At 42.1% G+C, this 14,450-nt stretch carries 13 protein-coding genes; 7 read left to right on the top strand and 6 right to left on the bottom strand.

Translation table 11 applies throughout. The annotated features are described in order from the left end of the window. Positions 1–38: 38 nt before the first annotated feature. The 3 genes from CDH51_RS06640 to CDH51_RS06655 all read left to right on the top strand — a co-directional run bounded on the left by CDH51_RS06640 (position 39) and on the right by CDH51_RS06655 (position 2,968). Positions 39–278: a hypothetical protein gene (locus CDH51_RS06640; protein ID WP_100627939.1), complete on the top strand. Its 240-nt coding sequence runs from the start codon at positions 39–41 to the stop codon at positions 276–278. 75 nt (positions 279–353) lie between these two features. After that, positions 354–1,466, top strand: coding sequence for a hypothetical protein (locus CDH51_RS06645; protein WP_133389376.1), 1,113 nt, complete (start codon positions 354–356; stop codon positions 1,464–1,466). Between the two features lie 383 nt (positions 1,467–1,849). After that, positions 1,850–2,968, top strand: a complete 1,119-nt coding sequence (locus tag CDH51_RS06655) for a hypothetical protein (protein WP_100627941.1) — start codon at positions 1,850–1,852, stop codon at positions 2,966–2,968. A gap of 279 nt (positions 2,969–3,247) precedes the next feature. On the opposite strand, the gene CDH51_RS06660 is transcribed toward CDH51_RS06655, so the two are convergent. The 3 genes from CDH51_RS06660 to CDH51_RS06670 are packed head-to-tail and all read right to left on the bottom strand — an operon-like array spanning position 3,248 to position 4,122. Next, entirely contained in the window at positions 3,248–3,577 is a 330-nt protein-coding gene (locus CDH51_RS06660) for a type II toxin-antitoxin system RelE/ParE family toxin (RefSeq protein WP_100627942.1), read from the bottom strand. Continuing rightward, positions 3,567–3,773, bottom strand: coding sequence for a hypothetical protein (locus CDH51_RS06665; protein WP_100627943.1), 207 nt, complete (start codon positions 3,771–3,773; stop codon positions 3,567–3,569). The genes CDH51_RS06660 and CDH51_RS06665 overlap by 11 nt, the downstream gene beginning before the upstream one ends. Positions 3,774–3,783: 10 nt before the next feature. Continuing rightward, complete coding sequence (locus CDH51_RS06670) at positions 3,784–4,122, bottom strand: helix-turn-helix domain-containing protein (RefSeq protein ID WP_100629360.1); 339 nt, start codon at positions 4,120–4,122, stop codon at positions 3,784–3,786. Positions 4,123–4,462: 340 nt separating this feature from the next. Between CDH51_RS06670 and CDH51_RS06675 the strand changes: the two genes are divergently transcribed. Next, a complete protein-coding gene (locus CDH51_RS06675; protein ID WP_100627944.1) occupies positions 4,463–5,791 on the top strand; it encodes a GntP family permease in 1,329 nt (442 codons plus the stop codon). Between the two features lie 203 nt (positions 5,792–5,994). Here CDH51_RS06675 and CDH51_RS06680 read toward each other — a convergent pair whose 3' ends face one another. From CDH51_RS06680 to CDH51_RS06690, 3 genes are read right to left on the bottom strand one after another with little or no spacing between them, the layout of a single operon-like run. Beyond that, the gene (locus CDH51_RS06680) at positions 5,995–6,783 is read right to left on the bottom strand and encodes an SDR family NAD(P)-dependent oxidoreductase (RefSeq protein ID WP_100627945.1); all 789 of its coding nucleotides are present in this window, start codon (positions 6,781–6,783) and stop codon (positions 5,995–5,997) included. A gap of 10 nt (positions 6,784–6,793) precedes the next feature. After that, a complete protein-coding gene (locus CDH51_RS06685) occupies positions 6,794–7,858 on the bottom strand; it encodes a sugar phosphate isomerase/epimerase family protein (RefSeq protein ID WP_317045931.1) in 1,065 nt (354 codons plus the stop codon). Beyond that, positions 7,855–10,407 (bottom strand): DUF7133 domain-containing protein, encoded by a 2,553-nt coding sequence (locus CDH51_RS06690; RefSeq protein ID WP_100627946.1) that lies wholly within the window; start codon positions 10,405–10,407, stop codon positions 7,855–7,857. The genes CDH51_RS06685 and CDH51_RS06690 overlap by 4 nt, the downstream gene beginning before the upstream one ends. A gap of 594 nt (positions 10,408–11,001) precedes the next feature. Between CDH51_RS06690 and CDH51_RS06695 the strand changes: the two genes are divergently transcribed. From CDH51_RS06695 to CDH51_RS06705, 3 genes are all read left to right on the top strand, one after another. Beyond that, entirely contained in the window at positions 11,002–11,307 is a 306-nt protein-coding gene (locus tag CDH51_RS06695) for a hypothetical protein (RefSeq protein ID WP_157807056.1), read from the top strand. Positions 11,308–11,389: 82 nt separating this feature from the next. Then, positions 11,390–11,911, top strand: coding sequence for a hypothetical protein (locus CDH51_RS06700; protein WP_157807057.1), 522 nt, complete (start codon positions 11,390–11,392; stop codon positions 11,909–11,911). Between the two features lie 55 nt (positions 11,912–11,966). After that, entirely contained in the window at positions 11,967–14,378 is a 2,412-nt protein-coding gene (locus CDH51_RS06705) for a TonB-dependent receptor (RefSeq protein WP_198514281.1), read from the top strand. Positions 14,379–14,450: the final 72 nt, after the last annotated feature.

A 14,450-nucleotide genomic window follows, 5' to 3' on the forward strand; every position in this document is an offset into this window, starting at 1 on the left:
GTACAGATCTCGTTTTTCAATATTTAAAAAGTTATTATATGAAAAAGTTAAGCCTAGAAATGCTTAGACTCAACACCAACGAAGTCTTGGAAAGAAGTCAGATGAAGAAGATTACTGGGGGAATTGGGTCCGGTTCAAATTGTGAAATCCGTTGTACTCCAGGTCTTCCAAGAGGAACAAGTGTCAATGACTGCTCATTTAACACTATGAATTTTTACTGCCCTCAAGATGAATACCCAAATGCGTCCTGCACTTGTTCATCTGGAGGTGTGGGATAAGGTTAATATATAATTTATAATAAAAATCACGGATCAAGGTGAACTATTTCATCTTGATCCTAAACCTAATGAGATATGAGTAAATCTATTTATACATCATTTTTTATGCTTTTATGGGTTTCCTCTACCTTCGCCCAAGTAAGCCTTAGAAAAGTTTCTGAATTTAAAATTGACAGCTTCTATGAGGTTGGTATTCTTGATTATTACGAAAAGGATCAAATCTATTTGGGTTATACAAAAAGTAAGGATGATGGTGTTGAAATCAGCCTTTTTGATGCCAAAGGGAATAAAATCATCTCTCGAAATCTTTATGGAGAAGGTCCAAATGAGCATGTTTCTCCTTTGAGTGGTCTTGCTTTTACTGAAGATGGGAATATCTGGGGAAAAACTCCCATCGAAATTTTGCTTTATGATCGCAAATTGAATTTGATCAAGAAGACAAGGTTTAGTCCACTCAATACATCTACAATTTATTATCCAAAAAAACTGGCTACACTAAAAAATCCTGTAGGGGAGAATGTAGTGATCACGACTATTCCTAATACTTTTTCTTTTTCTTTTGCAAGAAATTTTGAGAGCCTCAATTTAATTGAAGGAGTCAATTTAAAATCAGGGAAATCAACTGTGCTTATTCCGGCTCGGAATGTTTCAATTTTTTCCAAAATGGATATTAGTATGAAAAATATGCTTTCTGCCATCTATACCCGAAGTCCGGATGGAAAGCAATTATTTGTGACTACAAGTTTTGATGATCAAATTACCATTTTTGATTCCCGGTCTTTGGAAAAGAAGAATCAAATCGAGATTGATCATGAATCATTTGACGCATTGAAAAGCTCCAAGTTGTCCTTACCCAATTTACCTCAGTTTAAAGGTAGAATTTTATCAGCCAGAAACTTCGCTCTCCATGCTTGGGACAATGGTTACTTAGCACTGGAATATCTTAGGGATATCTCATTGGGTATATTCGAAAAGAAGTTGGCCGAGCTTAAATCCTATGATACTTCTATGGACCCTGATTATCACCGATTGATTTTATTCAAAGATGGGAAACAGGTTTCAGGTGATATTCGGATTCCCTATGGTGAGGTTCAAATGGCTCTTCCGGGCAACCGTCTACTTATCCGACTGATCAATCCGGATGAAGAAGAAGACTATATAAGGTTTGGGATTTTTGAATTGAAGTAAACGGAGGAATTAAAATAAGAATTGGTCAATTGCTGTCTAACCAAAGGGTCATCTCCATCTAGAAACAAAAACTTCCGATCTTTTAGTTAGTATCTCGCGAATCAAAGTTGTTTTCCCGGCCTGCCTTGCCCCGATCAGAACAATAGTTTTCCCTTGAAATAGCTTTGCAGAAATCTTGTTTTCGAGTATTCTCGGAATCTTAGCTTCATTCATTCACCAAAAGCAATACTTTTTGGTGAATGAATTCACTGAAAAGGGTGCTTAATGGTGAATACAATGATAATATTTTTAGAAAAAGGAGGCAGCTTGTCCGGTAATCGTCTGGCTAAACTTTTAGATTATTTAGCTATCTTCAAGTTCGTGAAAGAAGTTAGTCTAAGAAAATGAAAAATTTTATTCCTACAGCACTCGCTTTATTCTTATGCTTTTCGTCGTCTTTCGGCCAAACCACCTTTTCCAAAATAGCTGAATTCAAAATTGATCTTTTATACCCGGTAGAGATTATAGATTACCATCCTGCTAAAAAACAATATTTGGGATATATCAATCAAGGGAGTAAAGGAAACAAAATTGCCTTGTTTTCAGAAAATGGTAAAGTCTTAGTCTCGGAAAAATTGCAAGGAGAAGGTCCAAATCAGATCGTAGAATCTATCAATCAAATTGCCCTTGCAGAAGACGGAACTATATGGATTCATTCCAGCCAAAACCTTTATCAATATGATCAAAATCTGAAAAAAGTCAACAAGATTGCTTTTCGATCTAAGTATAATGTCACCCTTTACAGCCCTAAAAAACTGACTTATTTCTATGAAAATGGGGTGAAGGGAGATAACTCCTTTGTCAGTCAACCTTCCGGATATTCCACTTTTTTTGGATTCACAGATTTTTTAAAAGAAAACCTGATAGAAGTTTTCAATCCAAAAAACAAAAACACTTACAACTTAGCGCCAGTTTTAGGTCGGTCAAATTTTTCTAAACTGGATCCCTCCATTGAGTCAATTTATGCTCCTGTTTATTCGCTAGACAAAAGCCGTGGAAAATTATATCTGACCACTACTTTAGACGATGAAATTTCAATTATAGACCTGAAATCTAAAAAGAAAACCGAAGCTCTTAAAATCCGCCACGAAAACTTCCCCGTACTGAAATCTTCCAGCATTTCTTTGAATAACATAGCTTCTAAGGGCCCAATTAATCTTGGAGCTAAAAATGATAATATTTATGTTTTATCAGATGGAACTGTCCTGTTGGAATACATCAGAGCTATTTCACCAGGAGTTTATGAACAGAAAATAACTGAAAACCAAAACTATAATCACTTTGGCGATCCATCTTACCGTCGGTTGATTTTGATCAGAAACGGCAAACAAGTTGGAGAAGATATCCAATTGCCTTATGGGGAGATAGCTATGCTTTTACCTGATGACACACTTTTAATCAAATTACTGAACCCCGATGAAGAAGAGGATTTCACTCGATATGGGATTTTTGAATTAAAATGATTTTAGCTCATTAAAAGCCCACCCCCTGGGAATTTGCAAATCGACTCCAATATCTTTAGGGACCTGTAATCCCAGAATCCAGCCATCGTTAAACAATTAGATGGTAGGCTCCAGTGGAAGTTGATTGAAGTGGATTATTGGTGATAAAAGTATCTAAGCTAATTGGTAAGAATACTAGGGTGAAGTTACTCCCAACAGCTGTACAGGATCATCCAGCGCCTAATTGAACTTCAAAGTTGCTGAGAAGAACCTACACCAAAAAAAGGGGAGAGGGCTTTATCATTCGGGGACAAACTGCAGGAGTTCGTAAAGTTCTTTATCGGTAAGACTTTCCTTGTCGGACTTGTCGTAAATGGATAGGAGGTAAACGACACCATTAGCCACCACAAAGTTCGTAATTAGCCTGGCCCCGCCAGATTTTCCCTTGCCTTTGGACTTGATGGCCAGACGTATTTTAAAGCAACTTTTACCAATGGCCGTGCCCTGATCAGGGTTCTCCTTCAACTCCTTTACCAATGCAAGAAGTTCTGATTTTAGGGACGGATATTTTTTGGTGAGCTTTTTGGCTTGTCGCTCAAAAACCTCAATAGACTTTACACTATAGCTCATTGAGAAAATCTTCTGCGTCACGGGCCTGTTTTTTACCCGCCCGGATTTGCTTCATCTCTTCCACGGCTTCCCTGATCTCGCTCATGAGTTGAGCTTTGGCATCGGTAAGCTGTTTGGTTTTAACGTATGGCAGACTTTTGAGCACTTCCAGCAAATGTAGAGCTTTGCTGTCTTTTATATCCAATAGTACCTTCATGATCAAATTTTTATTGTGAATACGTTTGTTGTATTTTGTAAACCCGATTTACCGAATCAATTAACGACAATAAGTGTACCCTAAAGTCAAGCTTCATATTTTGGATCTCCTGAAATCGGTTTAAAGTCATTTTATCGAAAGAAGCATCAATCCCTTCACCCACCAAGTAGCCCAGAGAAACGCTAAAAGCATCTGCTATCTTTTTGGCAGCATCAACAGAAGGGATGGCAAGCCCCCTTACATATTTGCTGATCATCTCCCTGGATACTCCACTTTCACTAGCCAAATCAGATTGAGACCAGCCTTTTTTGTTCCTCAAATTAGCTATAATGACAGCTATTTTGTCCATAATCAGACTGTTTTGCATCTTCAAATAATAAATAATTACGAAAATAGGGAATATAAGACGATAAAAAAGTTGATATTATTGGGAATAAAACCTGTTTTTTGAGTCTGATAGTTACAAAAAAAGTGTTTCAAAATAATTTACTACTGAAAAAGACCGGACAAGTAAAGTTCGAACCTCAGACCCGTCAACTGACCTGTGGGAGTATCCGGGATTTCTTTTAAAAAATGTGAATTGGACTAAACCTACAGTCAAAATTATATTAGGATGTTCAAATCATTTACCTTTTATTTTTCGGTTTTTTAGGCTTTTTTAGTATTCATCAGCCCAAAACAAACCTCACATGGTATTAATCCTATCTGTTCTTTTTGTTCTTGCTTTCATTTTAATAGCCATCGTCAAATATGACATTCACCCCTTCCTAGTGCTTTTTGCTGCTGCATTACTCTACGGCTTGCTGTCTGGAATGTCATTTGAATTGATTATTCAATCCATTTCTGAAGGCTTTGGCGGGGTTTTGGGCTCAGTTGGTTTGTTGATTCTTTTAGGAGTGATCTTGGGTACTTTTTTAGAAAAAACTGGAGGAGCCTTAGTCATTGCAGAAAAAATCCTGAGCTGGATCGGTAAAAAGTCAGTGAACCTCACCATGATGCTGGGAGGATATGTTCTTTCTATCCCAGTTTTTGGGGACTCTACCATTATCATGATGAACCCCATTGCCAAATCCTTGGCAGTAAAAAGTAACCGTTCTTACGCAGGCACCATGATTGCGCTTTCGCTCGGTGCCATGTGTAGTCATTCGCTCGTCCCTCCTACTCCAGGCCCTATAGCCACCGCCGGGATACTTAATGCGGACTTGGGACAGATGATTTTTTGGGGTGTAATCGTATCGCTATTGACCCTCATTCCGGGCTATATTTTTGTCAACAAATTCGTTTCGCGAATTCCACTTGAAGCAACTATCGAGACAGATCAGGAAGCTGTCTCTCGAAGTGATTATCCTTCAGCAATCAAGTCATTTCTCCCAATCATCATTCCCCTGTTGTTGATCATTATGGCTTCCATAGCCAATTATCCCACCAAGCCTTTTGGAGAGGGACAATTATTAGGAGTGATCAAATTTATCGGCTCACCGGTCATAGCATTGCTGATCGGTGCGCTGCTTTCCTTTACTCTACCCAAAAAACTCGATAAAAAAATGCTGTCGGCAAGTGGTTGGGTTGGAAAGGCACTCTTGATCGCTGCCCCGGTGATTTTCATCACAGGTGCCGGAGGTGTATTTGGGAAAATGCTTCAAAATTCGGGCATTGGAACCTTGGTAAGCGAAGGTATGAAAGATGCCAATTGGGGGATTTTCCTGCCATTTCTGATCGCTTTTGCGCTTAAGACAGCTCAAGGCTCTACTACAGTCGCGATGATTACGACAGCTTCCATCATTGCTCCTCTGATGGGTCCTCTTGGATTGGATTCGGAGACGATGAAAGTGCTGACTGCTTTATCTGTCGGTGCAGGAGCCATTGCAATTTCCCATGCCAATGACAGCGGGTTTTGGGTAGTCACCCAGCTTTCAGGCATGACCGTGAAGCAGGGAAACCAATCTCATAGTTTGGGAACGCTCATCATGGGGATTTCGGCTATCCTCATCATTTATGTGATAAGTCTTTTTGTCTGATAGAGGATTCTATTTAAAACATATGATTATCCTCAATGATGCTAGAAGGCTAGTTTTCTTTACTTATCAAGTCGGATGTCCGATCCGCCACCGCGGACAAGTGTCCGATGACGGAAGCCTGCATAAATCCATCATTTATGCAGAATTTTTACCGTTTAATTCCGCTACTGGTGAAATAGCGGATATACATATAAAAAATGCGTTTACCGGGCCGTCCAACCCCCATCTACGGTAATCAGCGAGCCAACCATGTAAGTAGCTGCATCAGAAGCTAGAAAGAGTGCCGCTCCCTGAATCTCCTTCAACTCACCCCATCTTGCCAGAGCTGTGGCACCTACTATGAATTTTTTGCCCTCCTCGGTATTAGCGATCGGTTCATTCATCTCCGTCAAAAAAGGCCCCGGGCAAATGGCATTAACGGTGATATTCCAAGGTGCAAGTTCCAAAGCTAAAGCCCGAGTCATATTAACAACCGCTCCCTTACTTGCTGTATAAGGCGTACGATTAGCCAAACCGACAACTCCAAGTGTACTTGCCAAATTGATGATAGCACCTTTTTTCTTTTCCTTCATGGCTGGAATCACAGCTTTGGAGGCCAGCCAAGTCCCATTCACATTGATATCCATGACTTTCTTAAAATCCTCCTCCGAAAGCTCATCAATCCCTCCCCGAATATTTATCCCAGCTGAATTGATGAGCGTATCAATCCTGCCAAAAGTATCCAAAGCTTTTTGGGCCATAGATTCCATCGCTTTTGCCTTGGTGACATCCGCAGCAAAACCAATAGCTTTGACCCCATATTGATTGGAAAGTTTCAAAGCTGCTTCATCGCATTCGGCTTGATTACGGCTGACAAGCATCACATCTGATCCCGCTGAAGCCAAGCCCGCTGCCATGGCAAAACCCAATCCTTTGGAACCACCTGTGATGATGGCGGCCTTGCCTTTTTGAGTGAAAAGTTCTATTCCCGGAAGTTTGGTGAAATCTGTCATTTGATTGGATTTAGGTTAAAAGGTTTGATTTGGAGAAGTTTAAGCATTTTTTGACGTTTTCTTCCTCCACTTGTAATTTTTGTTGGTCGGTTAAGCCAGAAATCTGAGGCAGAGAGCCTGGATATTTCTCTTTTCGGATGAAAGATAAATGCTTCGCTAGATCAGTGGCGGGGGTATTCTCAAAGGTCCCCCAATACTTTTCCGTAAGGCAAGGAATCTTTAAGGGGTCACGGGTGATCATTTCCAGAGAAAATTGGATAGCTGGATTGTATTTCCTGCAGAGATCCATACCTTTTTTCAAATCCACAATCCCTTCTCCTAAAGGCACCTCAGAAAGTAAAAAACCCTCCTCGTATTCCTGAACTCCCATGTCTTTCACATGAGTAGAAAAAGCAAAAGGAGCCAAATTCTCGATCACTTTGTTCGGGTTTTCCAAAAGGGAAACATTAATCCCAAAGTCAACCGTAGCACCGACCCATTCAGAACTTAAGTTTTTTAAAATTTCGACAAGTTCCTCAGAAGTCCAGTCCTTATGGTTTTCTACTGCCAATCTCACCTGATGCTTTTTGACAATTGCTTCGGCCAGCTGCAAAGAAATCAATGCCTTTTTCTTAAAGTCCTTAAATTGATCACTGGATTCAAAGTTCTCATAGCGACGACCATTTAGACAAACTGTTCTAAGCACTGTGGCTCCCGCCTCTCGAGCATCCTTGACTTCCTGTTCAAATCGATCTAGATCCGTCTCATTTTTTGGTAAACTAATACTTCCTTCCAAGTACAAGTCCAACATCTCCCGCTCTTCTCTTACCTTATTGCTAAAGTCAAGTCCCCAAGCCCCCACGGTAGTCTGAACTCCCCCGGCACCGATTTGATGACAGTGCCGCATCAAATCCAAAGCATTTTCAAAAGGAGGAAAATCCTCGCTTTTCACCCTACCTCCATAGCGCATTCCATACGAATGGATGACTATTCCCATCGAATACTCTTTCAAAAAATCAGGAATTCTGGGAAAAGGCATAGAAAAGGAAAGTGCTGCCAAACTGCTGGCTTGAAGGAATTGGCGTCTTTTCATCATGGCTTGGGATTGGGTTTTGTCTCTTCTTGATTGAGTTTGGCAATATGAGCGTTCAGTTCGTCAGCAGACCAGGGGTAAACTCTCCCTTGCGATGTATGGCGCGTACCTCCCACGAGTCTTGGACTGATAGGTCCGGCTTGATTTCCCCATTCATTTCGGATATAGGTCAAAATAGCCGCAATACTTCCATCATCCATCGTGGAATGGGAAGGCATGACAGGGAGAATTTCCGGTGCATCATATTCTTTTCCATTGACAGAGATCGGGCCTTCGATTCCGTGCAATAAAATCAAAGCAAGCCTTCGCTCATCTCCAGTCACCCATTCAGAGCCTACCAAAGGCGGCCCCATTCGATTGACACCTCCTCCATTACTCGCATGGCACCCAGCGCAAGAAGTCAGGTACTTTTGCCTACCATCAGCAAAAAGCACTTGAGATTGCGCATCCAAAGTCAAAACACCATTAGACTCCATGTCAGGCGAAAACCCCTCCCAACGAAAAAGATTCTTTGCCCGACTTAGCTGCTGATTTTGTACCGTCAATTGGAATAATTCCGGCTCCTGATCTAGCCAAAATTTACCTTGATTTTCTGCCTTTGAGCCTTGGATGGCTAGGGCTGACAATACTGCCTCAGAAGACCAGTGAGTTGATTTGGAAGCAACAAAATTCAAAAGCGAAGAAGTCTCATCCGGGTCTGAACCTTGTACCACAGCCAAAGCGAGCGTCTCTAAAAATATGGCTTTCGCTTCCGATTGGGATTCAAGAAAATTCTCTTTATCCAGAAATGACAAAAACTCAAACTCATCCCCTTCTAAGCTGCTCATCACTGCATCCCGAAAGAGTGCCTCAGAACCAAAATCCTCCAAGATCGACTTTAGTAAATCAAACTTCACCGGATTTTGTAGCACGGATGCGGTTAGGGCGGCCTGCAATGCAAGACCTTCATCTTGAACTGGTGAAATCGCAATCAAACTCTTTCCAAGTTCCCTTGCGACTATTTCATCTTTTTCAGCGGCTTTTTCTAAAATTCTCAAAATATGCCTTTGCACTTCATCACTCGAATTGTCGAAGGATTGAAGTAGGAAATCAGGATCTACTGAACCCAATCCTTCCAAGGTCCACAAGGCATGAATTCTTCCCAGATCAGTTTTAGACTTTTCGTCGATAAACTCTTCAATAAAGGTTACTAATCTCGACTCCCCTTTTTCTACCAAAAGGCGTTGAGCCATATCTCGATACCAGCCATCACTGTGGTCCAAGGTGGAAATTAAATCCTGATCGGAAAGATCCGATAAATTGATTTTTTGATACTGGGAATGACCTTTCGGAACTATTCGCCAAATTCTTCCCATATGGCCCGGCTGATCAAGATTGCGAAGCAGAGTTTGCTCTCGAAGATAGTCTGTCATGTAAGACCCATGCTGCACGATTCCCTGATACATATCGGCGATATACAATCCCCCGTCAGGACCTAAAGTCCCATAAACAGGCCGAAAGCGTTCATCCGTTGAGGCCATAAATTCCCTTCCGGGATTAGGATCCTCAGCGATTAGTGTAACTCCCTCTTCTCGAATGACATTCCGCTTTACAAGATTCCCGGCATTCTCCATCACAAACATATTACCATGATACTCTTGGGGCAAAAGGCTAGCTCGGTAAACGGTCGGTGCACTTGCTGAAGTAAATTCAAGTAAACGGCCGGTAGAGTCCAATGTGCCGGGAATATAGCCCCGATTTACAGCCAAATTACTTCGGATGGGATAGACTCGGCGATCAATCGTCAGGCCATGATCAATTCCTGTATTAGTTTGATGATTCTTGTTTCTGTTGAAAGTATTTGGAGGAACCAGATCTCCATGGAGCTGCGACCAGTTGTAATTATAAATCAATCGCCCCTGATCATCTTGGGTGATTCCCCATTGCCCCCTAAACTCGGTGCTATCACGAATCCATTCTCCTTTTTGTAGTCGATATCGAAGTCTGGATTTGGCGCTGTAGTACCAGTTGTCTAGATTTCTGACAAAACCATTATCGGAATGCTCGGGAATTCCATTGGCAGCATAGGTGGAATCCAATAAAGTCTTCCTGTCAGCTATCCAATCTCCATCCAAGTCTTCGGTAACCCAAAGCGCGTTATTTTCAGCAACCAAAGCTCCATTTTCAAAAAGCCCCAAAGCCCGGGGCATGATCAAGCTGTCCAAATAAACAATTCGATGATCCATTTTTCCATCACCGTCTGTATCTTCTAAAATAGCGACAGAACCAACGGGTTGATCCTCTTCAGAGCCATCGATATCATTCATGTATCCGCGCATCTCCACGACCCAAAGCCTCCCCCTTTCATCAAATTGGATGATCACGGGACTTTCTACCAGGGGTTCGGAAGCCACCAATTGAACTTCCAGTCCAGGATCAATCTGAAAAGTGAGAATTTCTTCCTCAGCAGCTCGTGCAGGGCTATCCGGAGTCTCAGGCATTGGCTTCGGCTCCTTGCAGGCAGCAAGAATTGAAATGGAGCAAAAAAAGACTTTCCAAGAGAGCCTATTCATGGTATGTAGATTATTTTGGGCGATAAGGTCAATAAACCTCCTTTCTAAAATGAAATATATTTCCCTGATTACCAAACGAGTATTTGGTGAGCGGTTTGAATTATGAGCTTTTGAAAAAGAAAGGGCGCAAATAAGACGAATGAGAGTTTACTCCCGCAAAGAAGCGAAGCGGCAAAGGATTAAGTGACTATTTAAAAAGACACCGAAGACAAATTGTGGAGATGAATTTAATAGAGAGGCTGTCTCAAAAGTGAAGTTTGTCACATTGAGCGAAGTCGAAATGTCTTCAAGAAAGCTGGAAATGGCCTTCGACTCCGCTCAGGCTGACAACTAACTGGTTTATTAGACAACCTCATTATTTTGGGTACAAGCCTGCCTGACGGAAGGCAGGCCCTGAGATTTGCACCACTAAGAGCCGCGAAGTACGATGGAAACGAATTTGATGCATTGAGTGACGCTGAAGGCGTCAAACTATGAATAGCCCCGGGTAAGGAGGAACTGCCTGCCCCGATAGTCGGGGACGCAACCCAGGGTATAAATTGAAAACACATTAGGAGCGCTGGCCCTTGATCTTAAATTGGAAGCAGAAATGTTTTGCCAGCAAGAACATGTCCACCGTGGTGGATAGAAAATAATTTACCTCGCAAAGCAGTGAAGGAAAAGAGTGCTGAAGGCACGAAACATATTAGCCTGGGGTGCAAACCCCAGGTAAAAGAACAACACCATTCCCCAGCGCTGGCCCTTGATCTTAAATTGGAAGCAGAAATAGGGTGCCAGCAAGACGGAAACGAATTTGCTCCGAAAAGTGAAAAAGGATTGCTTGTACCACTTAGTGAACCGACGCTATCACGTCAATCAACCAAGGCGGAAAAGTATTTCCAATTTTCAAATCCTAAATAAACCTCCAATCAAAGGAAGTCTCCTATTTTCAAAAGAGATTCAGAAATCCTGAAAATTGGACGTAAATTCCATTCACAAACCCATGAAACAACTTCTGATTGCCATATTTCTTTGTGTGAGCATTGCCGGGCCGATGAGTCTGGGAATGGCTGCATTCGAATTGCGCTTTTGGGAGTTGAGGGAAAATTTCTCGGAGCGATATACCCAAAGCGAAAATAAAGAACGCATTCAGACACTGATTTTTTCAAAAAGCGAAATCTCTCAAGTTTTGAAATGGGAGCATGATCGGGAATTTGAGTACCAAGGTCAAATGTATGACGTGCTGGAAATCCACGACAAAGGCGAAAAAGTCGAATACCTGGTTTGGCATGATGAGGAAGAAAGCGAATTGAAAGAAAAAGAGCGCGAATACGAGGATTTTGACCCTAAAGATCAGGAAAGAGCTCAATCAAAAAGTTCTTTTCACCTCACTTTTTTCTTTCAGGAAATCCCGCTAACGAGCATTTTAACTCTGTCTCCAGAGCGCCTGGAATCAATCCAAATCGAAACATTCTGGAAAAATCTTAACACCCTTCCAATCACCCCTCCTCCTATTCTATTCTGATGATCTAGCATTGCTGTGTATCGACAGCATTTGTATCAATTAATCCAGAATAGAAATGAAATATTTTATGACCTGGGTGATTTGTTGTGCCTTGATTTTTGAAATGAGAAGTCAAACGATCATCATTTTGGACAAGGCCAATGAAGAACCTGTAACTACTGCGGCAGTCAGTGATCCTGCCACGGGCAGAGTGGTTTTTGCCAATAAAAAAGGACAGGCAGACCTGAGTTCTTTCGTGGCATCTACTACCTTACAAATAAGCAGTTTTGGGTACAACACCCTGATGATCCGAAAGTCAGAATTGGCTTCGAGCGATGAGCTGGTTTTCTACTTGGAGAAAAACAACCTGAATTTGGGAGAGGTAATCATCTCGGCTAATAAATGGACCCAAGACAGTCGGAACATCCCCCAAAAAATCACCCCTATCCCAAAAGCTGAAGTGGAGTTTCAAAACCCTCAAACAGCAGCTGACTTGCTGGGCATTTCCGGCAAAGTATATGTGCAAAAGAGTCAACAAGGGGGAGGCAGCCCCATGATTCGGGGATTTGCGACCAATCGGCTTCTCTACTCGGTGGACGGCGTGCGGATGAATACGGCTATTTTCCGAGGCGGAAATATCCAAAACGTCATCAACCTTGACCCTTTTGCCATTAGCAGTACTGAGGTGCTATTCGGCCCTGCTTCTGTCATCTATGGGAGTGATGCCATAGGAGGAGTAATGAGTTTCCAAACATTGAATCCGTCATTTTCTGTCAACGAAAACCCTGTAGTATCCGGCACCTTGCTTGGCCGATATTCGTCGGCTAATCAAGAAAATACCGGACATGCATCGGTGCAAATCGGCTGGAAAAAATGGGCCATTGCTACCAGTTTTACTTCCTGGGACTTTGATGATTTGAGGCAGGGAAGTAATGGTCCCGACGATTACCTGAAGCGCAACTATGTCGAGCGAATAGACGGAGAAGATATCGTAATCCCAATCGAAGACCCTGCTTTGGTGCAGATTCCTTCAGGTTATAATCAGCGAAACCTCATGCAAAAAGTGCGTTTTCGTCCTAATGATGATTGGGAGTTTCAATATGGCTTTCATTATTCTGCCACCTCCTCCTATGGACGCTATGATCGGCATAATCGTGTTCGAAATGGGCTTCCCCGCTACGCTGAATGGAATTATGGTCCGCAGAAATGGATGATGAATCACCTGAAAGTTTCCAATTTTCAGTCCAATAGCTTCTATGATCGTGTAAACCTGAGTTTCGCCCTTCAAAATTTTGAAGAAAGCCGAATCGACCGCGACTTGAACAACCCAATTCGAAACACACAAATCGAAGAGGTCAATGCCTACTCGGTCAATTTAGATTTTACCAAAAACTTAAACCCCAAGAATTACCTATTCTATGGCTTGGAGTGGGTTTTAAATGATGTAAACTCTTCGGGTTTCACTACGGATATCAACTCTGGATTCCGGGAAGAGGGAGCGGCTCGCTATCCCAATTCTACCTGGACATCTTTTGGAGCCTATCTCAATTGGGAGTCAAAAATCCTTGAAAAAGCAACTCTACAAACAGGCCTTCGATACAGTCATTTTGGAATCGAGAGTCAATTTGATACCCGCTTTTTCCCTTTTCCCTTTGAAGAGGCAAGTCTACAAAATGGCAACCTGACGGGAAGTGTGGGAATCATTTGGAATCCGGCTGAATCCTGGATCCTCAGCACCAATTTAGGAACCGCATTCCGCTCTCCAAATGTGGATGACATCGGGAAGGTATTTGATTCCGAACCCGGGGCTGTCACCGTCCCCAACCCAAATTTAAATCCGGAGTACGCCTACAACTGGGATATTTCCATTGCCAAGGTGATCAATGAGACTTTGAAGATTGACCTGACTGGCTTCTACACGCTGCTCGATAATGCTTTGGTGCGTAGAAACTTCCAATTGAATGGTCAGGACAGTATTTTCTATTCGGGAGAACTGAGCCAAGTACAAGCTATCCAAAATGCAGCCCAAGCTCGAGTTTACGGTTTACAGTTGGGTATGCAGATCAAATTGAGTAGCCGCTTTACTTTCCTCACAGATATGAACTTCCAAGAAGGGGAAGAAGAGCTGGATGATGGAAGTATCAGCGCCTCTAGACATGCGGCACCTTTCTTTGGGGTGAGCCGAATCGACTACCAGGCGAAGAAGCTTCGTGCTCAACTCTATGTGGATTATCAAGGTGAACGTAGCTTTGAAAACTTGGCTTTCGAAGAGCAACGCAAGGATGAAATCTATGCCAAGGACGAAAATGGAAACAACTACGCTCCAGCTTGGTACACCCTTAACATCAAGTTTTCCTATCCTTTGACTGATTTTCTATTTCTGAATATGGGATTGGAAAATATCACCGATCAACGCTATCGACCCTATAGCTCCGGAATCTCCGGACCTGGGAGAAATTGGGTTCTCTCGCTGAGGGGTAATTTCTAAGTATTGATTAAAGTCTGGGGTTTTCCTCAGACTTTTTTTTAATTTAAACCCGAAGTATGCATTAGACTTCTT

Source organism: Algoriphagus formosus (assembly GCF_002807035.1).
GTDB lineage: Bacteria > Bacteroidota > Bacteroidia > Cytophagales > Cyclobacteriaceae > Algoriphagus > Algoriphagus formosus.